16 protein-coding genes are annotated in these 22,854 nt (G+C 75.5%); 5 read left to right on the top strand and 11 right to left on the bottom strand.

Features of this window, described 5'->3' with window-relative positions; all coding sequences use genetic code 11:
- The first annotated feature begins 72 nt into the window (after positions 1–72).
- Entirely contained in the window at positions 73–1,110 is a 1,038-nt protein-coding gene (locus ACZ4W5_RS29630; protein WP_465657972.1) for an AAA family ATPase, read from the top strand.
- An 11-nt stretch (positions 1,111–1,121) separates the two neighbouring features.
- Entirely contained in the window at positions 1,122–7,196 is a 6,075-nt protein-coding gene (locus ACZ4W5_RS29625) for an SAV_2336 N-terminal domain-related protein (RefSeq protein ID WP_465657970.1), read from the top strand.
- A gap of 39 nt (positions 7,197–7,235) precedes the next feature.
- Here the strand turns inward: ACZ4W5_RS29625 and ACZ4W5_RS29620 are convergent, their stop codons facing one another.
- The 5 genes from ACZ4W5_RS29620 to ACZ4W5_RS29600 form a co-directional block, all read right to left on the bottom strand.
- The gene (locus ACZ4W5_RS29620; RefSeq protein ID WP_465657968.1) at positions 7,236–8,231 is read right to left on the bottom strand and encodes a class I SAM-dependent methyltransferase; all 996 of its coding nucleotides are present in this window, start codon (positions 8,229–8,231) and stop codon (positions 7,236–7,238) included.
- Positions 8,228–8,869 carry a cysteine hydrolase family protein gene (locus ACZ4W5_RS29615; RefSeq protein ID WP_465657967.1) on the bottom strand — a complete coding sequence of 214 codons (642 nt, stop codon included), beginning with the start codon at positions 8,867–8,869 and terminating at the stop codon, positions 8,228–8,230. The genes ACZ4W5_RS29620 and ACZ4W5_RS29615 overlap by 4 nt, the downstream gene beginning before the upstream one ends.
- 286 nt (positions 8,870–9,155) lie before the next feature.
- Positions 9,156–9,911, bottom strand: coding sequence for an FAD:protein FMN transferase (locus ACZ4W5_RS29610; protein ID WP_465657981.1), 756 nt, complete (start codon positions 9,909–9,911; stop codon positions 9,156–9,158).
- A 29-nt stretch (positions 9,912–9,940) separates the two neighbouring features.
- Positions 9,941–10,450 (bottom strand): FMN-binding protein, encoded by a 510-nt coding sequence (locus ACZ4W5_RS29605; RefSeq protein ID WP_465657965.1) that lies wholly within the window; start codon positions 10,448–10,450, stop codon positions 9,941–9,943.
- A 90-nt stretch (positions 10,451–10,540) separates the two neighbouring features.
- Positions 10,541–11,908, bottom strand: coding sequence for a ferredoxin reductase family protein (locus ACZ4W5_RS29600; RefSeq protein ID WP_465657963.1), 1,368 nt, complete (start codon positions 11,906–11,908; stop codon positions 10,541–10,543).
- A 366-nt stretch (positions 11,909–12,274) separates the two neighbouring features.
- Between ACZ4W5_RS29600 and ACZ4W5_RS29595 the strand changes: the two genes are divergently transcribed.
- The gene (locus ACZ4W5_RS29595; RefSeq protein ID WP_465657961.1) at positions 12,275–13,465 is read left to right on the top strand and encodes a macrolide family glycosyltransferase; all 1,191 of its coding nucleotides are present in this window, start codon (positions 12,275–12,277) and stop codon (positions 13,463–13,465) included.
- A 61-nt stretch (positions 13,466–13,526) separates the two neighbouring features.
- Here the strand turns inward: ACZ4W5_RS29595 and ACZ4W5_RS29590 are convergent, their stop codons facing one another.
- Complete coding sequence (locus ACZ4W5_RS29590; protein WP_465657959.1) at positions 13,527–14,516, bottom strand: ArsR/SmtB family transcription factor; 990 nt, start codon at positions 14,514–14,516, stop codon at positions 13,527–13,529.
- 241 nt (positions 14,517–14,757) lie between these two features.
- Positions 14,758–15,396 carry an isochorismatase family protein gene (locus ACZ4W5_RS29585; protein ID WP_465657957.1) on the bottom strand — a complete coding sequence of 213 codons (639 nt, stop codon included), beginning with the start codon at positions 15,394–15,396 and terminating at the stop codon, positions 14,758–14,760.
- A gap of 224 nt (positions 15,397–15,620) precedes the next feature.
- Here ACZ4W5_RS29585 and ACZ4W5_RS29580 point away from each other — a divergent pair, with 224 nt between their 5' ends.
- Entirely contained in the window at positions 15,621–16,715 is a 1,095-nt protein-coding gene (locus ACZ4W5_RS29580; RefSeq protein WP_465657956.1) for a GlxA family transcriptional regulator, read from the top strand.
- Here the strand turns inward: ACZ4W5_RS29580 and ACZ4W5_RS29575 are convergent.
- The 3 genes from ACZ4W5_RS29575 to ACZ4W5_RS29565 all read right to left on the bottom strand — a co-directional run bounded on the left by ACZ4W5_RS29575 (position 16,672) and on the right by ACZ4W5_RS29565 (position 20,444).
- Positions 16,672–18,171: a sensor histidine kinase gene (locus ACZ4W5_RS29575; RefSeq protein ID WP_465657954.1), complete on the bottom strand. Its 1,500-nt coding sequence runs from the start codon at positions 18,169–18,171 to the stop codon at positions 16,672–16,674. The genes ACZ4W5_RS29580 and ACZ4W5_RS29575 overlap by 44 nt on opposite strands.
- Complete coding sequence (locus tag ACZ4W5_RS29570) at positions 18,168–18,911, bottom strand: response regulator transcription factor (RefSeq protein WP_465657952.1); 744 nt, start codon at positions 18,909–18,911, stop codon at positions 18,168–18,170. Before ACZ4W5_RS29570 ends, ACZ4W5_RS29575 begins: the two co-directional genes overlap by 4 nt.
- A gap of 222 nt (positions 18,912–19,133) precedes the next feature.
- The gene (locus tag ACZ4W5_RS29565) at positions 19,134–20,444 is read right to left on the bottom strand and encodes a citrate synthase (protein ID WP_465657950.1); all 1,311 of its coding nucleotides are present in this window, start codon (positions 20,442–20,444) and stop codon (positions 19,134–19,136) included.
- A 158-nt stretch (positions 20,445–20,602) separates the two neighbouring features.
- Here ACZ4W5_RS29565 and ACZ4W5_RS29560 point away from each other — a divergent pair, with 158 nt between their 5' ends.
- Positions 20,603–21,754, top strand: a complete 1,152-nt coding sequence (locus ACZ4W5_RS29560) for a citrate/2-methylcitrate synthase (protein WP_465657948.1) — start codon at positions 20,603–20,605, stop codon at positions 21,752–21,754.
- Between the two features lie 163 nt (positions 21,755–21,917).
- Here ACZ4W5_RS29560 and ACZ4W5_RS29555 read toward each other — a convergent pair whose 3' ends face one another.
- A complete protein-coding gene (locus ACZ4W5_RS29555; RefSeq protein WP_465657946.1) occupies positions 21,918–22,757 on the bottom strand; it encodes an alpha/beta hydrolase in 840 nt (279 codons plus the stop codon).
- Positions 22,758–22,854 lie beyond the last annotated feature (97 nt).

Raw genomic sequence — 22,854 nt, 5'->3', positions numbered from 1 at the left:
CGGACGGTGTGAGACGGATGGTCGGCAGTGGAGCGGGAATCAACGGCAGACGATGAGGACGAGGCGGTAACCATGCCCGAGAACTGGTGGATCTACTGGGGCACCGGCGTGCCCCACGGCGGCATCGCCGCGCTCCCGCCCGCCCCCGCCTGGCGCTCCTTCGGCGACTGGGTCGACGACGACGAGGAACTCCCGCCGCCCCCGGCCGAGGAAGCCGCCGGGCTGACGGCCCGCCGACTCGGCCGCGTCCAGCAGGCCACCGCCTACCAGGCCGACGAGCGCGAGATCCACCTCGTCAACCTGGCCCTCCACCTGCGCCGCCCGCTGCTGATCACCGGCAAGCCCGGCGTCGGCAAGTCCACCCTCGCCTACGCCGTCGCCCACGAGCTGGGCCTCGGCCCGGTGCTGCGCTGGCCGATCAGCAGCCGCTCCACCCTGCGCGACGGCCTCTACACCTACGACGCCATCGGCCGCCTCCACGAGGCCGGCCTGCACGCGCCGCAGGACGGCACCCACCGCAGGCCGCCCGCCATCGGCCGGTTCCTGCGCCTCGGCCCGCTCGGCACCGCCCTGCTGCCCTGGCGCACCCCCCGCGTCGTCCTCATCGACGAGATCGACAAGAGCGACATCGACCTGCCCAACGACCTCCTCAACGTCTTCGAGGAGGGCGAGTTCGAGATCCCCGAACTCCAGCGCCTCGGCCCGGGCCCGCAGGAGGTCGCCGTCGCCGACCCCGGCCGGCACGCCGTCGTCCGCGGCGGCCACGTGCGCTGCGCCCACTTCCCGCTGGTCGTCCTCACCAGCAACGGCGAGCGGGAGTTCCCCTCCGCCCTGCTGCGCCGCTGCGTCCGGCTGGAGATCCAACCGCCCACCGAGGAACGGCTGGCCGCCATGGTCGCCGCCCACCTCGGCCCGGACGGCAGCCCGGACGGCGCCCAACGCGCCGAGCTGATCACCGAGTTCCTGCGCCGCCAGCGCGAGGACGGCGCCGACCTGGCCAACGACCAGCTGCTCAACGCCCTGCTGATGGCCGAGCGCGGCCTGTGGGGCAGCGGGCCGGGGCGCGACGTCATCCAGGACGTCCTGCTGCGCCCGCTCAACGAGGGCTGAGGCGGCGGCCGGTGGACGGGTTCGGTACGGGCGGGCGCGGTACGGGCGGGTCCGGCGCGGGCGGGAACGGTACGAGCGGGAGTGGTACGGGCGGGCCCGGCCCGGACGGAGCGTCGGCGGCGCGCGCCGCGCTGCGGCAGGCGCTGGCCGCCCTCGTCGCACCCGAGGACGGCGCGTCACGGCCCCAGGACCTCGCCGACGCGCTGTGGATCTCCCGGCTGGCCGGCCTCGGCCCGCTCCCCGACGCCGACGACGGTGCCGGTGCCGGTGTCGACGCCGACGCTGACCCGGAGCCGCCGGGCGGCCACCCCGCGCCCCCGACCACCCCGCACCCGCACCCGCACCAGCCGTCCGCCGACCCCGACCGCCCCCGACCGCCCGCCCCCACCACTCCGCGGCCCGGCCCCAAGGTCGAACTCCACCCCCGCCACGCCCCCACCGACCCCCACCACCCGGGCAGCCCTGCCCGCGGCGCCGAAGTCGTCCAGGTCACCCGGCCCCCCGCCCTGCCCGGCGCCCTCGCCATCGCCCGCGCCCTGCGGCCACTGCGCCGACCGCTCACCCAACGCCCCGGCGGCCGCAGGCCGTCGCACCTCGACGAGGAGGCGACGGCGGAGGCCACCGCCGAGGCCGGGGTGCTGCTGCCGGTCTGGCAGCGGACCCGGCCCCGCTACTCCGTCGACCTGCTGGTCGACACCGGCGCCACCATGGCCGTCTGGCACGACCTCGCCGGTGAACTCGCCACCCTGCTGGAGCGCCACGGCGCCTTCGAGGAGGTGCGCACCTGGTCCCTCGACACCGACCGGCAGACCCCGCACCTCACCCCCTTCCGCCGCCGTCGCACCGCCGCCCCGCCGCCCGCCACCCCCGACCGGAACTGGTCCCGGCCGCTCGCCGACCCGCACGCCCGCCGGATCCTGTTCGTCCTCACCGACGGCGTCGGACCGGCCTGGTACGGCAGCGAGTTGGTGCCCTTCCTGGCCCGCGCCGCCGCCACCGGACCGGCCGCCGCCCTCCAGGTGCTGCCCCGCCGGCTCTGGCACCGGACGGCCCTGCGCCCCGCCCCGGTCGAGGCCCGGGCCGCCACCCACGGACGGCCCGTCCCCGTACTGCGCACCGAGAGCACCCTGCCCGGCATCCCGCGCGGCCGGGCCGGCGAATCGGCCCGGGCCGCGGTCGGCTGGCTGCCCGTGCTGGAGATCGACGCCGACTGGCTCGCCCCCTGGGCCGACCTCACCGCGGGCCGCACCACCGGCTGGACCCCCATGCTCGCCGCGCCGCTCAGCGGGGTCCCGCGCCCGCCGCGCCCGCGCACCGGGGAGACGGCCGCGCGCCCGCCCGCCGACCGGGTCGCCGCCTTCCGGGCCGGCAGCTCCCCGAACGCCTACCGGCTCGCCTGCCACCTGGCGGCGGCGCCGCTCAGCCTGCCGGTGATGCGGCTGGTCCAGCGGTCGACCGTGCCGGAATCGGGCCAGCGGGAACTGGCCGAGCTGTTCCTGTCCGGGCTGATCGAGGTGCGGGAGAAGGCCGCGGACCCGGACGAGGTGGTGTACGACTTCGTCGACGGCGTCCGGGAGGAACTGCTGGGGGAGTTGACCCGCACCGAGTCGGTCCGGGTGCTGGAGCACGTCCTCGCCAAGGTCTCCGGCCGGGTCGCCGCGACCTTCGGCGGCACCCTCGACTTCCGCGCCCTCGCCGCCGCGACGGAGGACTCACGGCACCGGATCCCGGAGCGCAGCCGCCCGTTCGCCGAGGTCGCGGCGCGGGTGCTGGCCGGGGCGGGCGGCCAACACGTCACGATCGCCCGGCACTTGAGCAGCGCCGTCGGCGGCGGGACCCTCCGGCGCGACCTGCTGACCCCACCCCCGCCGATCACCAGCCCACCCGACCCACCCCGGATGATCGGACGGCAGGAGGAACTCGACCGGCTCGCCCAGGCCTGCGAACCAGGGGGCACGAGGACCCGGCTGATCGTGGTCGAGGCGGCCCAGGGCATGGGGAGGCGCCGTCTCCTCCAGGAGTACGTCCGAACGCACGGTGGGCAGCATCCCTTCATCCACTGGATCACCGGGCGGACCGCCGACACGATGGCCACCGGTTTCGAGCGGTTGCGGGCCGCCCTGGGCGCGGAGAGCGCCGACCGCCTCGGCGCGCGGCTCGAAGCCCACCCGAACTGGCTGGTCATCGTGGACGATCTGTGGTCGGCCGCCTCGTACCCGCGCGAACTCGCCCGGCTCCTCGACTCCGAGGGTGGCCGGGTGATCGTCACGACCGACTCGCGCGACGGAAAGCCGTTCCTCGACTCCGCGACGACCGTCGTGCTCGCCTTCCTCACCGAGGAGGAACTGCGGGAGGAGATCCGCCACCGTCTCGGCGACGCCTACCGACGGATCGAGTACGCCCAGGAGTTCCAGTACCTGCTCGACCGGATGCCCCGCCGCCCGGACGAACTGGCGACCTGGCCCCTCGACGCCCAACTGGCCGCCCTGGTCGGGCCGGAGGGAGCGGAGGACTCCTACTCCAACGTCCGCAGCTTCCGCCTGCCCAGCCCGGCGCTGGCGATCGCCGCGGTGGGCCACCTCGACGGCGCCGGGCACGTACACGTCGCCGTGTACGGCGTGGACGGCGTGATCCGCTCCATCGACGTGTCGACCGGGCAGGAGACGGGCCGCCGACTGACCCTCGCGGGAGCCGTCCCGTCGATCGTCGCGCTGGCGCAGGTCAGTGAGCACCCGCCCGTCCTCTGCACGGCGGACTCCACCGGCGAACTCGCCTACTGGGACGGCCAGGACGGATCGCTCGTCTCGGCCCCCCGCAGCCTTCCCACACCTCCGGTGGCCATGGCGTCCTTCGGCGACAGCGGTGAGGGGCAGCTGTTCTGGACGTCCGACGCCGACGGCCGGATGCACGTCCGGAGCCGGCTGGACGGCGACGCGGGCCTGGAGCTGTGGGGCCTGCCCGGCGGCCATCGCTCCTGGGCCATGACCGTGCTGCCCCAAGTGGACGGGCGGCAGCTCCTGGTCGGCGTCGACCCCACCGGACGCCTCCACCGCTGGCAGCCCGAGGACCCCACAACCGCCGAGTTCTTCGCCGCCGCCGTGGTCGACCCCGGCCGCGCGCGGACGATCGTCGGGATCTCCGGCGACGAGACCCGCTGCGTGATCGCCTCGATCGGCGACCGGGACACCCACGTCCACATCTGGGAGTTCGACGGCCGTTGGCGCGAGGACCGTCGGCTTGAGGACCGCCGGCACGAGGACCGTCGGCACGGAGAGCGGAGGAGCGGGGACCGGGCGGGTGAGGCCGAACGGCCGCTCGTCGCTGACCGGTTCCGTCTGGTCGAGCGGATCGCCCAGGGGCGGCGGAGCGAGGTCTGGCGGGCCCTCGACGAGTGGGACGGCTCGACGGTCGCGGTGAAGACCTTCGCCCGGGAGCACCTCCTCCCCGAGCTGGACCGGGACCTGTTCCTGCAGCAGACCGGCAGGCTCGCCGAGATCACCGCGCTCGGCCACCCGGGCCTCGTCGCCTTCCGCAGTGCCCGCAGTGACGCCGAACGCTTCTACCTGGCCATGGAGTTCATCGACGGCCCGGACCTGAGGAGCCTGCTCGACGCCGGCCCCGTGCCCCCGCACGAGGCAGCGGTGATCGCCCACGGCGTGGCCGAGGCGCTGGTCCACCTGCACGGCCAGGGCCTCGCGCACGGCAGGATCGAGCCCGCCAACATCCTCATCCGGCCGGACGGCAGCCCGGCCCTCTGCGACCTCGGCATCGACCTGGACGGGAACGGCACGACGGATCGGACCGTCGACCTCTTCGACCTCGGCACCGTTCTCCAGGAGACCGGAGTGCCCGAGGCCCTGAACGGCCTCGTCCTCGACCTGGTGCACCCGGACCCGCGCCGACGGCCGACCTCCGCCGTCGAGGTCCTCCAGCGGATCGGCGCCTCCGGCGTCCTGGTCCGGCCCGGCCGAACGACCGCGCCGCCGCTGAGGTTCACGCTGCTCGGGGAGGTCCGCGTCCGGCGCGGGGACGAAGCCGTGGAGCTCGGGTCCAGGGAGCAGAAGGCGCTGCTCGCCGCCCTGCTGAAGTACCGCCGTCGCCCCGTCCGGGCCGAGGTGCTGATCGCGGAGGTACGGCACCAGCACACCTCCTCCGCCCGTGACATCGAAGAAGTCCGTTCCCACATAACGGAGTTGGTGAGGGTCCTCAACTCACCGTCGGACCGTCGCAAGGTGGTGGAGGAACTGGCGGATCACCACACCTGGGTCCTGAACGTCGGCTCCGAGCAGATCGACACCGTGCTCTTCGAGCAGGCCCTGGAACGCGCCGAGACGGCCCGCGCGAACGGCGACCCGGCGGAGGCCCGGCGGTGCGCCGAGGAGGCCCTCGCCCTCTGGCAGGGCCCGCCGCTGGCCGACGTGCCGGGGCCGCTGGCGGACATCGAGCGGACCAGGCTGACCGAACTGCACGAGCGCGCCCAGGAGTTGCTGCGCGAAACGGCGCCGCCGCCCGGCCCGGGCGACACCCGCCTCAGCTACCGGCTGCTCGGCCGGCTGCGCGTCCTGCGGGGCGGGGAGCCGCGGCCTGCAGGCTCACCGCAGCAGCAGGCCGTCCTGGCCGCCCTGCTGCTGCACGCCCCGGCACCGGTGCCGAACGCGAGCCTGGTCAACGCCGTCTTCGGCGACGCCCCACCGGCCCAGGCCCTGGCTGCCGTGCGCACCTACGTCGTTCGGCTGCGCCACGTCCTGGCGGACCGCACCGGGCCGCGCGGCGCCCCCGAGATCCTCCAGTCGGTCAGCGGCGGCTACCGGCTGACCGTCGATCCGGGCTCGCTCGACGTGGCCGTCTTCGAGCAGCGCCTGGTCGAGGCCCGGCAGGCCCAGGAGGCCGGGAGCCTGTCCGAGGCGCACGCCCTGCTGCGGTCCGCACTCGACCTCTGGGAGGGGCCCGCGCTGGACGGGGTACCGGGGCCGTACGCCTCCTGGGAGCGCACCCGGCTGACCGAGCGGATGAGGGCGGCCGGCGAGGAGCTGTACGTCACGGGGCTGGCGCTCGGACGGCACCTGGAGTTCCTCGCGGAGCTCGAACAGCTGGTCTCCGAGGACCCGTTGCGCGAGCGGCTGTGCGCCCTGCTGATGCTCGCCCAGTACCGCTGCGGGCTGCGGGACGACGCGATCGAGGCCTACCGGCGGCTCCAGGAGGGGCTGAGCACGGAGCTCGGCATCGAGCCCGGTCCGGCCGTGCAGCGGCTGTACCGGATGATCCAGGCGGCCGACCCCGAACTCCACCGCCTCGGTCTCGCCGAGGCGCTGGTCGTGCCGCAGGGCGGAACGGCCGCCCCCGCCGGGGTGGACGTGGACCGCCTCCCGCGCGGCGACGACCCGCGGGGCGTGGCCATCGGGACGGACCCGGCCGAACAGGCCCCCGTCTTCGTCGACTTCGAGCGGGATCCGCTGTTCGCCGTGTTCGGCGACCCCGGATCGGGGAAGACCGCGCTGCTCCGGCTGCTGGTCAGGCGGCTCACCGAGCGCTACAGCGCGGAGGAGATCGGCTTCCTGGTCTTCGACTTCCGCCGCACGCTGCTGGACCGGCTGCCGCCCGAGTACCTCGTCCGCCACGCTTCCAGCGTGTCGGGTCTTGCCACCCTGGCCCGGATCGTGCGCGTCGCCGCCGCCAGCCGTACGCCGGACGCCGACCGACGGCGGCAGGGCCGGCGGGGGCACAAGGACATCTTCCTCGTCGTGGACGACTACGAGCTGATCGCCGAGGCCCTCGCCGAGGGCGAGCCGCACCCGCTGGCCTCCCTGGCCGAACTCCTCGATCAGGCGGGGAGCGTGGGCCTGCGGGTGATCGTCGCCCGCCGCGCGGAGGGCGCCGGCCGTGCCCGGGCCACCGACCCCTTCCTCCGCGCGGTCTGCGACCTCGGCCGGCACGGGGTGGTCCTCCCCGGCGGCGCGGAGGAAGGCCCGCTGCTGGGGTCCGTCGCCCCCCGGGTCCTCCCCCCGGGCCGGGGGGTCCATGTGACGCCGGGCCGCCCGTCCGGAACGCTGATCCGAACCGGCTGGATGCCCGACGGAAGCGGCTGATGACGACTGACGACGCGTCAGAATCTGGTCGGCGGCGGCTCAGGGCCGGACGGCGAAGACCCAGCGGTTGGCCGCGAGGGTGTCGTCCGGTTCGGGGAGCGGGCCGCGGCCGTAGTGGCGGGTGAACTCGAAGGGGGTGTGGTCGGTGGTGGACCAGCCGTGTGCGCGGAGGTCGGCGGAGGTGTCGGGGCGGGGTTCGGCGTCGAAGAGGGCCGGCAGGTCGATGCCGGTCCGGTCCCGGGTGGCGGTGTAGACGGGGTTGCCGCGGACGGCCGCGGACTCGAAGCCGAACTTGGCCTCGTAGGCGAGGGTGGAGCCGGGCGCGCTGAGCCGGTCGACGCTGGCGAAGAGTTCGCGTTCGGCGGTGCCGGGCAGGAAGAGCAGCAGACCTTCGGCCAGCCAGGCAGTGGGCCGGTCGGGGCGGAAGCCGGCGGCGGTGAGCGCGTGGGCCCAGTCGGTGCGCAGGTCGGCGCCGACGGCGACGCGGTGCGGGGTCGTCGGACGGGCTTCGATGCCGTCCAGGACGCCCTGTTTGAAGGCCAGCACCTCGGGCCGGTCGATCTCGTAGAGGGCGCAGTCGGACGGCCAGTCGAGCCGGTACGCCCGGGCGTCCAGCCCGGCGCCGAGCAGGACGACCTGCCGGGCGCCGAGTTGCACGGCGCGCAGCAGCTGGTCGTCCAACGCCCGGGTGCGCAGGGCGAAGTAGCGGCCGAGCCGGCCCCACAGCGGGTCGGCCTCCCCGGCCGGGACGTCCCGGGGGTGGAGCGGCCAGTCGGCGGCGGCGGGGACGGCGCGGACGAAGTGCTCCGCGTACGGGTCGCGGGCGAGGGCGTCGGGGCGGTGGGTCTCGATCGCCCGGGCGGCGGCGACCAGCACGGCGGTGAGGCCCACGCCTTCGGTGACGGCGTGCTCTCCGGCCACGGCGTGGTCATCGACGGCGGCATAATTTTCGACGGCATTGTCGTCGACGGCGGCGTGGTCGTCGGGGGCGGGGGTTCCGGTCGGGTCGAGGGTCTCGGTCGCGCCGACGCTCATGTGCGCTCCTGCGGTCGGGGGTCGGGGGTCTCGGGAGGGTTGGTCCAGACGTCGAGCCGGTCGCGGGTGGTGACCCGGGCGCCGTACACCCGGCGCATGAAGCCGAGGACCGCCTCGTCGGGCAGGTGCAGCGCCGCGGTGCAGTCGGCGAGGACGGTGACGTGGAAGCCCTTCTGGAAGGCGGTGCGCGCGGTGCTGTCGACGCACACGTCGGCGAACACGCCGGCCATGGCGAGGTGGTGGACGCCGCCGTCGGCGAGGTGCCGCTCGAAGCCCGCGCTGAGGAAGGCGTCGAAGCAGGCGTGCTTGGTGAACACGGCCTCGTCCGCCCTCGGCGTCACGGCGTGGAACTCGGCGCCCCAGCTGCCGTCGAGGCACTTGGGGCGCTTGCCGAGCACGGCGTCCCGGTGGCGCCAGCTCGCGCCCTGGTGGGCGGGGTCGCCGAGGAAGCGGACGAAGACCACCTCGGTGCCGTGGGCCCGGGCCGCCTCGACGGCGCGGGCGGTGTTGGCGGCGACGGTGGTGAGCCGGGTCGGGTCGCCGGGGTAGCGCACGGCGGCGACCGGCCCGGCGCAGAAGTCGTTCTGCAGGTCGACGACGACCAGGGCGGTCCGGCCGGCCGGCTGCGCCGCGCTCACGCGGCCGACCCGGGCCGGGCCACCAGTTCGACCCGCTGGGCGGCCTCGGTCGGCATGAAGGGCTCCTGGGGGGTGGTGCGTCGGGGAACGGGACGCCTCGGCGCCCGGTGGTTCCCCCACTATCGATGACCGGGCCGGTGTGGGCGGGGGCATGATCGTCGGGTTCACCTGATGGGATGAAATCGTCCGAATGGCCCGGAGGTTGCCGGTGCCGCGCGCACCTGGGCTGCGCGCTCGTTGGGCCCGCGCTCGTTGGGCCCGCGCGCGTGGGCCGTACGCGCGGGCGTCAGCGCGCCGTGGCGAGCTGCCAGTCGGCGGGCCCGGCCGGCGGCAGGTGGCCGGGCAGGCCGGGGGTCCAGCGCTTGGTGCCGTCCGGCAGGACGGCGAGTGCCTCCACCCCGGGTCGGCGGGCCGCCCAGGCGAGGGCCCGGTCCGGGCCCATCGCGAAGGCGGCGGTGGCCCAGGCGTCGGTGCGGGCGATGCCGGTGCCGGGGGCGCCCACCAAAGTGAGCGAGGCGAGGCCCTCCGCCGGTCGGCCGGTGTGCGGGTCCAGGACGTGGGCGCCGCGTTCGGCGGTGCCGGAGGTGGCGATCGCGAGGTCGCTGCCGCCCAGGACTGCGGCGAGCGCGCCCGGCCGCCCGGGGTGGGCGACGCCGATCCGCCAGGGCCCGCCGCAGGTCTGCACGTCACCGCCGCCGTTGACGCAGAACTGCCGGGCTCCGGCGGCGCGCAGCAACCGGGCCGCCTCCTCGACGGCCCAGCCCTTGACCCAGCCGCTGGGGTCGAGTCGGCCGCCGGGGCGCTCGGTGAAGTAGCCGTCGGTCTCGGCCGCGACCTCGCGGCAGGCGTCCAGCACCGTGCGGACCTCGGGATCGCAGCCCGCGAGGGCCAGTTCGCCCCGGTCGAGCCGGCTGATGTCGCTCTCCGGCCGGTACGGGGAGAACACCGCGTCGATCCGGTGCAGCCGGTCGGCGATCCGCCGCAGCGCCTCGCGGGTCCCGGGGCCGGGGTCGCGGACGGCGATCGAGAACACGGTGCCCATCACGGGCTCGGCGTGCCGCAGCACCGGCGTCAGCCCTTCGCCCGGTCGAGGGCGCTCTGCAGCGAGCGGGTGTAGCCGTCGCTGGTGTAGGTCGCGCCGCTGACGGCGTCGATCCGGGCGCTCTGCGCGGCGATCGCCTCCTGGTTGAGGGTGGGGAGGGCGTCGGCGTTGATCTCGCGGTCCCGGCGGTCCTCGGCGGGGTACTTGACCACGTCGATGCCGGTGATCCGGCTCCCGGCGAGGGTGACCTGCACCTGGACCGGGCCGTACCGGGTGTTGACGGTGTCACCGCTGACCTTCCGGGTGGCGCCGCCCGCCGCCGGTGCGGGCGCGGGGGAGGCGGAGCCGGAGGTGTCGGCGGCGCCGGTGGTCCCGCTGCCCGAGGACGAGCCGGACCCGGACCCGGATCCGGAGCCGGACGGGGTGCCCGCCCCCGAGCTGATCACGGGCGCGTTCCCGGCCGCCTGGTGCGGTTTGAGGGAGAGCAGCAGCACCACCCCGGCGGCGGTGGCGGCACTGGTGACGACGGCTCGGCGCATGACCGGACGACTCCTCCGATGAGTGGACGATTCCGATGACTGGACGATGACTGCACGGTGACTGGACGAGTGAGTGGCAGCGGGGCGGGCTCAGAAGGCGAAGGACTCGTGGTGGATCCGCCCCGGCCGCACCCCGGCCGCCCGCAGCGCCCGTACGGCCTCCGCGGTGACGGCCTCGGGCCCGCACAGGTACACCTCGTGTTCCGCGAGCCCCGGCACCAGCCGGGCCAGCGCGGCCCCGAGGTCCCCGATGTGTTCGCGCGGGCCGAGCAGCTCGTGCACCACCGCGCCGCGCCGCCGGGCGACCTCCGCCAGCTCCGCCCGGAACAGCACGTCCTCGGCGCGCCGGGCCCGCTGCACCAGGGTCACCTCGCCCGGCAGGGTCTCGAACAGGGCCCGCAGCGGGGTGATCCCGACGCCCACCCCGAGCAGCAGCACCCGGCGCCGGCGCTGCCGCCGTCCGGTGAACGCCCCGTACGGCCCCTCGGCCCGGACCCGGGTGCCCGGGCGCAGCCGGGCGACGGCGGCGCTGTGGCCGCCGAGGTCCTTGACGGTGAACCGGAGGAAGTCCGGGTGGGCCGGCGCGGACAGCGAGTACGGGTTGGCGGCCCAGCGCAGTCCGGGGGCCTGGAACTGGAGGCGGAAGAACTGGCCGGGCTCGGCGCGGAGTTCGTCCAGCCGCCGACCGGCCAGGAACAGCGACACCACGCCCGGCCCCTCCGGCCGGACCTCGGCGACCCGCAGTCCGTGCCGCCGGTCGAGCAGCCAGGGCCGCAGCAGCCGGAACCAGCCGAGCAGCGCCGCCGTCCCGAAGTAGAGCGCGTACCAGGCGGCCCGGCCGGGCCCGCCGCCGAGGTCGGCGCCGGTGGTCAGCTGGTGGGCGAAGGCCAGTGCCACCGCGAGGTAGGTGGCCAGGTGCAGGTAGTACCAGGTCTCGTAGGAGAGTCGGCGGCGGGCCGCCCGGGCGGAGACCGCTCCGGTGCCGAGCATCAGCAGGGTGCCGAAGGCGGCCTTGAGCATGTCGGGGTAGTGGAACACGATCTCCACGCCCTCGGCGAGCGGCCCGCGCCCGTCGGTGAGCGCATAGCCCCAGACCACGGTCAGCAGGTGCACGGTGACCAGGCCGACCAGCCAGCGGCCGCCGTACGCGTGCCAGCGGGCCAGCCGGTCGGCGCCGACCCCGCGCTCCACCGCCGGCAGCCGGGCCATCAGCAGGAGCAGCACCGGCGCGGCGTACCCGGCGAGCAGCCCGGTGATCCGCCCGGCGCCGGTCAGCCAGCCGGCCGCCCCGGCCACCGAGGCGGTGTCCGCCCACCACAGCCCGAGCACGCCGAGCACGCCGGCGGCGACCAGGCCGAGCGCGGCGCCCGGCGGCAGCGCGAGCGGCGGGCGCTCGGCCGCCCGGTGACGTGGTCCGGCCGGCGCCCGCCGGGACTTCGGTGCGGTGGCAGTGGCCATCGGGGAACCTCCTTGACTCCCGGCGGCGGCACGGCCCCGCCGGGGCGGTCCACGATGGCACCGCAAGCTCTGAGTCACCTCTGAACGGGCCCGGCCCCGACGCCCGCCACGAGGGCCGTTTGCCCTGGTCAGAGGCCATACGAGGGCTACGAACGACCCCCGTTGATCTCACGGCTTTCTCATCGCGGCACCCCCGGTACGAACACCACCCGCCTCGACCCGAGGGACCACCCCGGTGCGGGGCGGGTTCGCGCGGCAGCTGGAGACCTGCGCGCGGGCGCTGACCGAGGCCCGGGCCACCCTGCCCGCCTGCCCACCCGGAACATGACGTAACGTCAGAAGCTCACGCACAGGATTCTGCTGACCATGCGGAGAGGTACCGACATGCCCCGTCCAGCACACATCGCGATGGTGAACATCCCGGCGCACGGCCACGTCAACCCCAGCCTGGACGTGATTCGGGAGCTGGTCTCCCGTGGCCACCGCGTCAGTTATGTCAACGACCCGGCGTTCGCCGAGCAGATCGGGACCACCGGCGCCCGGCTCGTGCCGTACCAGACCGGCCTGGAGGTCCTCAAGGGCCGTGCGGTCGCGCCCGGGACCAACATCCACGGCATGGTCTTCGGCGAGGCACGGGCGATGCTGCCCCGGATGCGGGAGGCGTTCCACGACGACCGGCCCGACCTGGTGCTGTACGACTTCATGGCGTACGCGGGACGGGTTCTGGCCGACGGCTGGGGCGTGCCGTCGGTGCTGGTACTGCCGTCCCGGGTCGCCCAGGCCGACCCCCAGGTGGAGCCGTTCCGGACGGTCATGGCGGCCCTGGAGGCGGAGGGCGTCCCGGAGCGCTTCGCCAAGTGGCTGGCCGAGAACGGGGTGGCGTCCCAGGACATGTTCTCGTACATGCTGCGGCCCGACCGCGGGGTCGCGCTGATCCCCCGGGCGCTGCAGAGCGCGCTCGAGGAGATCGACCCCGAGGTCTTCTCCTTCGCCGGCCCCTGCCTGGACAACCGCGAGCACCAGGGCAGTTGGACCCGGCCGCAGGGCGCGCAGAAGGTCCTGCTGGTCTCGCTCGGCTCCGCCTTCACCCACCAGCCGGCCTTCTACCGGGCGTGCCTGGAGGCCTTCGGGGACCTTCCCGGCTGGCACGTCGTGCTCCAGGTCGGCAAGGCGACCGACCCGGCGGAGCTGGGGCCGATCCCGGCCAACGTCGAAGTGCACCCCTGGGTACCGCAGTTCGCGGTGCTGCGGCAGGCCGACGCGTTCATCACCCACGCGGGGATGGGCGGGTGCAGCGAAGGCCTGTACTGCGGGCTGCCCATGGTGGCGGTGCCCCAGGCCGCCGACCAGTTCGACAACGCGGACCGGCTGGTCGAACTCGGCGTCGCCCGGCGCCTGGACACCGAGCAGGCCACCGCCGAGGCGCTGCGCTCCGCCGTCCTGGAGCTGACCACCGACCCGGCGGTGGCGGCCCGGCTGGCCGAACTCAGTGCGGAGGTCCGCGCGGGCGGCGGCGCGTCGAGGGCCGCCGACCTGATCGAGGCCGCACTGGTCTGACGCCGCGCCGGGGTCCGGCCAGCCGTCCACTGCCGCCCCCCTGGGGGCGGCAGTGGACGCCCTACGCCGGGTCGGAGGACGGGGGAGGGAGGTGGCCGGCGAGGAGGGCGCGGCCGAGCGGGGTGGGGCGGTGGGTGACGGTGCGGCCCTCGCGGTCCTTGGCGGTGAGGCCGGAGTCGGCGAGGACGGTGGCGTGTTCGCTGGCGGAGGCCGTGGAGATGTCCAGCAGCCCGGCCAGGTCCTTGGTGGAGCACGGGCCGTGGGTGGCGATGGCCTCCAGGGCGGCGGCGCGGGTCTGGCCGAGCAGCGCGGTGAGGTTGCGGCTCGGGGTGGGTTCGGGCTCGGGCTGCAAGGGGCCGCCGATCCTCGCCGGGTAGAGGAGGACGGGCTGCTGCCGGGGGTCCTCGAAGCGGGCGATGACGGGGCGGCGGGGGCCGAACACGCAGGGCTGGAGCAGGAGTCCGCGACCGTCCAGCCGGATGTCGTGCCGGCAGGACCCCACCAGCGGGAAGCTGAGCACCGGGCGGCGCCAGGAGACCGACGGGTGCAGCGAGGCGAGGACCCGGTCCGGTTCGCCGAGCCGGCGGCGCCGGCCGTGGTCGGTGGTGACGATGGTCTCGATCTGCCGCCGGTACGGGTCGATCGCGCGGGTCTGGTAGTCGGCGGTGACGTTGCCGAGCAGCCGCCGGGCCCGCCGGTCGCCCGCCGCCACGCCGCGCGCGAAGGCGCTCAACTGCCGGGTCCCGCCGACCGATCGCAGGTGGTCGCGGAGCGGCTCCTCGGGCGCCTCGGCGGTGGCGCTCTCGGTGGCGCCGGGGTCACGGCGCACGGTGAGGAACTCCGGGATGGCCGAGGGGGTGTAGAGGTCGAAGAGCAGCGCGGTCCGCGGGTTCCAGGACGCCCGCAGCCGGTTGCGCCACACCTGGAAGCGTGGATCGCAGTGGCCGCTGACCAGGCCGTGGACGCTGAGGGACAGCTCCATCGACATGTCAGGACGCTCCGCCACCCGGACGCGGTCCAGGTCGTCCGCACCGAAGATGATTCGCAGCACGGACAGGATCGTCACCCCGTGGGCGGCCGGTCCGCAAGACCGTTCGGCGAGGGCCGAATCGATTGCCCGGCGGGCCTCGGACCCGGCAGGCTCGGAGGGCCGGCGGGGCGGCGGTCCGGCGGGGGCGGAGGTCGTCGCCTCGCCCGGGCGGGGTGCCCCGGGTGACGGACCGGGGCGCCCCGCCGGTGCGGACGCCGGTGGACGAGCAGCGGGCGCGGTCGGCGGACGGGCCGCGGGCCGCTCAGTCCAGCTCGGCCGCTGACTCGACGACCACGCCGTACAGGTCCCCGACGGTGGCGAGCGCGCCGCGGTGGACCTGGGCCGCGGTGAGCTCCTCGGTGCCGGAGTTCAGCGGGCGGGTCGCGCAGGCGTCGGCGACCACGGTGGGGCGGTTGCCGCGCAGGAATGCGCCGGCGGCGGTGAAGGCGACGCACATGTGGGTCATGAACCCGGCGACCACGACCTCCTGGTGGCCGGCCGCGTCGACCAGTTCGCCCAGCTCGGTGCCGACGAAGGCGTCCGGGGCCTGCTTCACCACCACCCGCTCGCCCTCGGCCGGGGCCACCGCCGGGTGGATCCGCCCGATCTCCTCGCGGATGTCGTACGGGGTGCCGGCGCCGCCGTCGTTGACGACGTGGATGACGGTGGCGCCCTCGGCCCGGGCCCGGGCGAGCAGGCCGGCGGCCGCGTCGAGGGCCTCGCGCCAGCCGGTCAGCTCCATCACGCCGCGGGTGTAGGTGTTCTGGTAGTCGACCAGGAGGAGGGTGCTCGCGCCGAGCCGGGCGGGCTTGTCGTCGAGGCCGGTGAGCGTGCGCAGGGTGAGGGTGCGTGGGGTGAGGGTGCGTGGGGTGGTGCGGGTGCTCGGGGTGGTGCCGGGCATGGCTGTACCGCCTTCGGGGCTGGGAGGGTATCGGGGCAGGTCACGCGTGGTGCGGCCCGCCCCAGGAACGCTACGGGCGGGCCCGGCATGGCGGCAATGCCGTCCAACGTGCAGAATCCGACATCGGCGTCGGGTGCCGGCGCCCGCGTCGGTGGCGGTGTTGGCCTCGGCGTCGGTGGCGGCGCATCCGCGTCGGCGGAGATCGAGCGAGAGGGGGAGGGCCCGTGGAGAGCGCGCAGCGGCTGGTCGTCATCGTCCTGTTCGAGGGGGTCGACCTGTTGGACGTCACCGGACCGCCCGAGGTGTTCGCGCTGCTCCGGCGGGAGACCGGTGACGCGGTCGGCTACCGGGTGGTGCTGGCCGCCGCCACCGCCGAGCCGGTCACCACCGCCGCCGGGGTGCGGATCCTGCCCGACCTGACCTTCGACCGGGCCGCCGCCGAGGGCGGCATCGACACCCTGCTGGTGCCCGGGTCGGTGGAGGTCGACCAGGCCGGGCGGGTCAGGGCGTTGGCCGACCCGGAGGTGGTCGAGCAGGTGCGCCGGCTGGCGGCCCGTTCGCGCCGGGTCGCCTCGGTGTGCGTCGGCGCGCACCTGCTGGCCGCCGCCGGGCTGCTGGACGGCAAGCGGGCCACCACCCACTGGTCGACCGCGGGCCAACTCGCCGCCGAGTACCCGCAGATCGAGGTCGACGCGGACCCGATCTTCATCCGCGCGGGCGAGGTCTGGACGGGCGCGGGCATCAGCGCCTGCCTGGACCTCTCGCTCGCCCTGGTCGCCGAGGACTTTGGCGAGGAGCTCGCGCTGCGGGTCGCCCGCCAGCTGGTGATGTACCTCAAACGCCCCAGCGGCCAGAGCCAGTTCAGCGTCCCGCTGGAGCCGGTCTCGACCACCCGGCGGATCGAGGAGCTGCGCCACCACGTCCTGCGCAACCTGACCGGCCGGCTCACCGTGCCCGAGCTCGCGGCCCACGCGCACCTCAGCGAACGGCAGTTGGTCCGGATCTTCAAGTCCGAGCTGGGCACCACCCCGAGCGCCTACGTCGAGTCGGCCCGGGTCGAACTCGCCCGCCACCGGCTGGAGTCGGGCGACGACACCCTCGAACGCATCGCCACCGCCTGCGGGTTCGGCACCACCGACACCCTGGTGCGGGCCTTCCGCCGCCGACTGGACACCACGCCGACCGACTACCGTCGGCGCTTCCGTACGGCGGTGCCGGATGCGACGGCCACGACGGACACGACCGCCACGACGGCCGTCACGCCCCAGGCGGCCGTCACGCCCGAGGCGGCCGTACGGGCTGACGCAGCCGCACCGTGAAGGTGGTGCGGCCGGGCCGACTGGTCGCCTCGACCGTGCCGCCGTGCGCCTGGACCACGGCCCGGACGATGGCCAGGCCCAGCCCGGTCGAGCCGGTGGTCCGGGAGCGGGCCCGGTCGCCCCGGACGAAGCGTTCGAAGACCCGCTCCAGCAGCTCCTCCGGGATCCCCGGGCCCTCGTCGGTGACGCTCAACTCGACGTGCTCGTCGCCGGGTTCGAGGCGCAGCTCGACCGCCGTACCGGCCGGAGTGTGGGTACGGGCGTTGGCCAGCAGGTTGGCCACCACCTGGCTCAGCCGGTGCTCGTCCCCGCGCACCAGCACCGGCTCCTCGGGCAGCGCCAGGCGCCAGCGATGGTCGGGGCCGGCCGCCCGGGCGTCGGCCACGGCGTTCAGCGCGATCCGGGTGAGGTCCACCTCGTCCCCGGCCAGTGGGCGGCCCGCGTCCAGCCGGGCGAGCAGCAGCAGGTCCTCGACGATCGCGCCCATCCGCAGCGCCTCGGCGTCGATCCGCTCCAGCGAGTGCCGCACCTCGCCGGGCACCTGGCCCGGGTGGCGCAGCGCCAGTTCGGCATGGCCGCGGACGGCGGCGACCGGGGTGCGCAGTTCGTGGCTGGCGTCGGCGGCGAAGCCACGCAGCCGCTCCTCGACCGCGTGCCGGCGGGCCAGCGCGTCGCCGACGTGGCCGAGCATCCGGTTGAGCGCCGCGCCGACCCGGCCGACCTCGGTGCGCGGGTCGTCGTCCGGGACCCGCTCGGCGAGCATCACCGCGCCGCTGGCGAGCGGCAGCGCGCTCACCCGCTCGGCCATGCCGACCACCCGGCGCAGCGGGCGCAGCGACCAGCCGACCCAGACCGCCCCGGCCCCACCGGCCGCGGCGACGGCGATCGCGAAGACGGTCAGCTCCAGGGTCTCCAGCCGTGTCACGGTGTCCTCGGCCGGGCCCATCGGCAGCCCGCTGACCAGCACGTCGCCGTCCCGGCCTGCCACCGCCCGGACCCGGTAGTGGCCCAGGGTGCCGCCGAGGTCCAGGGTGCGGGCCGGGCCGCCCGGTGGCAGGGCGGCCAGGCGGTGCTGTTCGTCGGGCGTGAAGGTGACCCGGTCGTCCGCGTCGTCCGGGTTGTCGACGTCGTCGGCGTCCCCGTCGACCACCCCGGCGGCGGTGACCCGGCCCCCGAGCAGCCGGACGCCCAGGGTGCCGGGGGTCTGGGCCCGGGTGTCCGGACCGGCGCCGGTGCCGGTGTGCTCCAGGCTGGCGGCGTAGCGGCCGCCGGCCTCGGCGAGCTGCTGGTCCAGGCGGTCGACCAGGAAGTGCCGCAGGGCGGCGGCGGTGGCGAAGCCGACGGCGGCGCAGGTGACCACCAGCAGCACCAGCAGTCCGGCGATCAGGCGTGCTCGGAGCGTACGGGGCAGCGGCTTCCGCAGGGCCCTCACGGCCCGTGCGGCGGCCCGCCTCATTGCGCGGCCTTGATCAGGTAGCCCGCGCCCCGGACGGTGTGGATCATCGGGCTGCGGCCCGCGTCCAGCTTCTTGCGCAGGTAGCTGATGTACAGCTCCACGATGTGTGCCTGCCCGCCGAAGTCGTACGACCAGACCGCGTCCAGGATCTGCGCCTTGCTGAGCACCTGCCGGGGGTGGCGCATCAGGTGGGCGAGCAGCGCGTACTCGGTCGGGCTGAGCTCGATGGTCTCGCCGTCCCTGGTCACCTCGCGGGCCCGGTCGTCCAGGACGAGGTCGCCGAGCACCAGGGCGTGCGCGGGCGGTCGGCGCGGTCCGTCCGTCGGAGCGGCCCGGCGCAGCAGCCCGCGCAGCCGGACCACCACCTCGGCCAGGCTGAACGGCTTGGTCACGTAGTCGTCACCACCGGCCGCGATCCCCGCGATCCGCTCCTCGACGGCGTCCCGGGCGGTGAGGAAGAGCACCCGTACCTCGGGCTGCTCGGCGTGGATCCGGCGCAGCACCTCCAGTCCGTCGAGGTCGGGCAGCATCACGTCGAGGACCACGGCGTGGGGCCGCCAGTGCGCCGCCTCCCGGACGGCCTCCAGGCCGGTGGTCGCGCCGCGGGCCTGCCAGCCCTCGTAGCGGACGGCGCCGCAGACCACCTCGACCAGGTCCGGTTCGTCGTCGACGACCAGGACGCGCCAGTCCGGGCGGTCGCCGCTGCCGGCGGCGTCGGGGCGGGCGGCGGTGTCGTCCATGGTGCTCCCTCGGCTCGGCGGTGGACGGCGTCCACTCCCGCGGCGTTCATTCCTGCGGCGTCCACTCCGCGGCGCCCATTCCCTGCGGCGTGCATTCTGGCCCGCCGCGATGAGAGACCCGTGAGAGCGCCGGAACCGGGTCGTGGCCCCCAAGGCGACCGACCTGGGCGAACACGGTGGGGAGCGAGCGCCGGCCACCACCCCCTGACAGCGGCGAGGACTTCACCGACTGAGCGCGGAGCCCGCCCCGGAGCCCGTCCCGGGGTCCGTCCCGGAGTCCGCCTCGGCGCCCTGCGGGCGCGGCCCGGTGTAGGTGGCCCGGGCCCGCATCCGCAGGGGCTCCTCGCGGTACTCCTCCATCGCGTGGGCCAGCCAGCCGGGGGTGCGGGCCACGGCGAAGACCACCTCGCCGGCCTCCGCGGGCAGTCCGGCGGTCAGTGCCATGGCGGCCAGCGCCAGGTCGATGTTGGCCCGCTGGGCGGGCCGGCCGGCCGGGCCCGCGGCCGCCTCCACCGCGGCGACCGCCGCCACCACCTCCGCTCCGCCGTCGAGTCGACGGACCGCGTCGAGCAGGGCGACCGCCCGGGGGTCGCCGTCCGGGTAGAGCCGGTGGCCGAGCCCCGGGATCGGTCGGCCGGTGCGCAGGTAGTCGGAGACCACGGGCACCGCGCCGTCGGCCAGTACCTCGGCGAGCATCCGGTGCGCCAGTGGGCTGGCCGCGCCGTGCAGGGGGCCGTCGGTGGCACCCAGTCCGGCGGAGACCACCGCGTACGGATGTGCCCGCGCCGAGGCGGCCACCCGCGCCGCCACGGTGGAGACCGCCAGTTCGTGGTCGATCAGCAGCACGAGGGCCCGGTCCAGGCAGGCCAGCTCCCCGGGCGCGGCGGCGGCGGTCGCCAGTCGGCTCCACAGCCGCGCGGCCAGCGGGGCGTCGGGCCCGGGGTCGGGCGCGGTGCGCGGCAGGGCCTCCACCATCCCGGCGATCAGAGCCGCCCCGGCGGCCCGGACGGTCTGTTCGCGCAGGTCGAAGCGGAGCGGGTCGAGCGCGGCGGCGACGGTGACCGCGATCCGGAGCCGGTCGGGCAGCCGGATTCCGTCGGGCAGCGTGGAGGCGGTACGGGCCAGCGCCTCGGCGGTGGCCGGCGGCACCCGCAGCTCCACCGGGGCTTCGGTGCCCAGCCCCCAGAACCAGCCGATCCCGGCCTCGAAGCCGTGCTCGGCGGCCAGCTCGACGGCGTCGCGGCCGCGGTAGTAGAGCCGGCCGTCCTCGATCAGGGTCAGCCCGGTCCGGACCCCGACCGGTTCGGTCCCCCACCCCGGTTCGGCGCCCGACGGCGCTGCCGCCACCGGTCGCACCGGCGCGCGACGGCCGCGGGTGGCCAGCTCGGCGACCTCGCGGGCGTCGAAGGTGCTGCCCTTGCCTCCGGGGGCCCGCTCGCTGCTGAGCTGCCCGCGGCTGGCGTAGGCGTACACCGTCTCCACCTTCACGCCGAGCTGCTCGGCGACCTGCTGGGTGGTCAAGCGTTCGGCCATCGTCCGCCCTCGTCGTCCTGTGGCGCCTTCGCGCCTTGACGATCCACAGTATTACACATTGATTTCAATCAACATTGACAACATGGATCAACGGTCGGAGAGTACAGAACGTCGCCGGAAGCACGCAGCCGGGAAGATCCACGAGAAGGGCCACTGCCATGCCGAGCACCACCGAGATCGAGGTCCCCCGCGGCCTCAAGGGCGTCGTGGTCACCGAGACCGAACTCGGCGACGTCCGCGGCCTGGAGGGCTTCTACCGCTACCGCCAGTACTCGGCGATCGACCTCGCCGAACAGCGCACCCTGGAGGACGTCTGGCACCTGATGCTCCTCGGCGAACTGCCGGACGCAGCCGGCCGCGCCGCATTCCTCGCCCGCACCACCCCACTGCGCCGCCTGCCGGACGCACTGCGCCCGCTCCTGCCCGCGCTGGCGGCGGGCACCGCGCACGGCGGCCCGCTCGCCACCCTGGGCGCCGCGCTCTCGGTCGCCGCCGCCGACCGCGGCATGCGCCCCCTCTACGACACCGCGCCCGAGCAGCGGATCGAGGACGCGCTGTTCGCCACCGCGCTGGTTCCCACCGTCCTGACCGCGCTGCACCGACTGCAGCAGGGCCGGCAGCCGGTGGAACCGCGCGACGACCTCGGTTACGCGGCCAACTACCTCTACATGCTGACCGGCGAGGAGCCCGGGCCCGCCGAGGCCCGGGCGATCGAGCAGTACCTGATCTCCACGGTGGACCACGGCTTCAACGCCTCCACCTTCACCGCCCGGGTGATCGCCTCCACCGGGGCCGACCTCGTCGCCTGCCTGGTCGGCGGGCTCGGCGCGCTCTCGGGGCCACTGCACGGCGGCGCGCCCAGCCGGGCCCTGGACACACTGGACGCGATCGGCACCCCGGACCGGATCGACGGCTGGATCCGCGAGCACGTACTGGCCGGCGACCGGATCATGGGCTTCGGCCACGCCGTCTACCGGACCGAGGACCCGCGGTCCCGCATGCTGCGCGGCGTCGCCGAATCCTTCGGCGGTGAACTCGTCGACCTCGCCGTCCAGGTGGAGGCCCGGGTCGAGGCGATCCTGGCCGAGCTCAAGCCGGGTCGCGAACTGCACACCAACGTCGAGTTCTACGCCGGTGTGGTGATGCACCTCTGCGGCCTGCCGAGGGAGATGTTCACGCCCACGTTCGCCGCGGCCCGGGCGATCGGCTGGAGTGCCAACATCCTGGAGCAGGCCGCCGACCCCAAGATCATCCGCCCGGCCGCCCGCTACACCGGCCCCGCGGCTCCTCAGCCGCTGCCGACGGCCTGACCGCCCGCCTGCCGCGGGCCGTCTCGTCCCACTCGCAACGGGGGGCGTACAGCAACCTCGGAAGGCGCGGAGCAACTTCGGGGGCGCGGCGCAGCGGCGGTGCTCCCGCACCGTGAGGAGGGGAGGTCCGGCATCGGCCGGCAGGGCCCTGCGGGCGTCGGCGTCAGGAGGTGGCGGTGCGGGGCTGGCGGGGGAGCGGGAGGGCGAGGGCCTCGGGGGAGGCGGGCGGGAGGGCCAGCGCGGAGGCGGTCTCGGCCGGGAGAGGGCGGAGGCCGAGGAGGGCGGTGGTGAGGCGGGTGGTGGCGCGGTGCCAGTCGGGGATGCGCTGGAGCATGGCGTGGCCGCTGCCGACGACGGTGTAGCCGCAGACCCGGGCGCCGGCGGCGCGGCTGCGGGCGGCGAAGGCGCGGGTGTCGGCGGGCAGGGTGACGGTGTCGCGGTCGCCGTGCAGCAACAGGACGTCGCGGTCGGTGAGCTGCTCGCAGGGGTCGGAGGCCGGGCACCAGGGGGCGAGGGCGACCAGGCCGGTGACGGACGGGTGGCCACCGACCCGCAGCGCGGCGCGGCCGCCCATGGAGTGGCCGACCAGGACGGTGGGCACCGGGCCGAGCGCGGCCGTCAGGTCGTCGAGCGCGGCGGACGCGTCCCGGGCGGCGTCGGCGCGGGCGCCGTTCCAGCCGCGGTGGCGGTAGCGGACGGTGGCGACGGCGACGCCCTGACCCGCGGTCTCCCGGGCCAGGGCACGCAGGAAGCCGTGCATCCGCAGCAGCGGGAGGTTGAGCCGGCGGGGCCGGGCGAGGTTGTGCTCCTCACCGCCGTGCAGGACCAGGACGGCGGCCCTGGCCGCCGGGGGCCGCACCTGCCAGCGCAGCGCCCGGTGCGCGGTACCCGGTCCGGTGCCCGGACCGTTACTCGTACCTGCGCCCGTGCCCGTGCCCGTACCTTCGCCTGCGGTGGCGTCCGAGCCCGCACCGCCACCGCTCACCTTCGCACCGTCCAGCACAGTCCAGCTCCGTCCCGCCCCGTCATCGTGGATCCGTAGTCCGTGGCCCCCGTCCCCGCCGCCGTCGGCCCGGACCGTCACTGTACGCGTGCGGATG

The sequence above is a fragment of the Kitasatospora sp. NPDC029367 genome, assembly GCF_055569135.1.
Note: the sequence above shows the minus strand (reverse complement) of the source record. Positions and strands in the feature narration are given on the sequence as shown.

What these genes read in the sequence shown, in the direction of transcription:
- ACZ4W5_RS29630 (WP_465657972.1), top strand. Translation starts at nt 73, where the DNA reads ATGCCCGAGAACTGGTGGATCTACTGGGGCACCGGCGTGCCCCACGGC.
- ACZ4W5_RS29620 (WP_465657968.1), bottom strand. Translation starts at nt 8,231, where the DNA reads ATGAGCGTCGGCGCGACCGAGACCCTCGACCCGACCGGAACCCCCGCC.
- ACZ4W5_RS29610 (WP_465657981.1), bottom strand. Translation starts at nt 9,911, where the DNA reads ATGGGCACCGTGTTCTCGATCGCCGTCCGCGACCCCGGCCCCGGGACC.
- ACZ4W5_RS29605 (WP_465657965.1), bottom strand. Translation starts at nt 10,450, where the DNA reads ATGCGCCGAGCCGTCGTCACCAGTGCCGCCACCGCCGCCGGGGTGGTG.
- ACZ4W5_RS29600 (WP_465657963.1), bottom strand. Translation starts at nt 11,908, where the DNA reads ATGGCCACTGCCACCGCACCGAAGTCCCGGCGGGCGCCGGCCGGACCA.
- ACZ4W5_RS29595 (WP_465657961.1), top strand. Translation starts at nt 12,275, where the DNA reads ATGCGGAGAGGTACCGACATGCCCCGTCCAGCACACATCGCGATGGTG.
- ACZ4W5_RS29585 (WP_465657957.1), bottom strand. Translation starts at nt 15,396, where the DNA reads ATGCCCGGCACCACCCCGAGCACCCGCACCACCCCACGCACCCTCACC.
- ACZ4W5_RS29575 (WP_465657954.1), bottom strand. Translation starts at nt 18,171, where the DNA reads ATGAGGCGGGCCGCCGCACGGGCCGTGAGGGCCCTGCGGAAGCCGCTG.
- ACZ4W5_RS29570 (WP_465657952.1), bottom strand. Translation starts at nt 18,911, where the DNA reads ATGGACGACACCGCCGCCCGCCCCGACGCCGCCGGCAGCGGCGACCGC.
- ACZ4W5_RS29565 (WP_465657950.1), bottom strand. Translation starts at nt 20,444, where the DNA reads ATGGCCGAACGCTTGACCACCCAGCAGGTCGCCGAGCAGCTCGGCGTG.
- ACZ4W5_RS29560 (WP_465657948.1), top strand. Translation starts at nt 20,603, where the DNA reads ATGCCGAGCACCACCGAGATCGAGGTCCCCCGCGGCCTCAAGGGCGTC.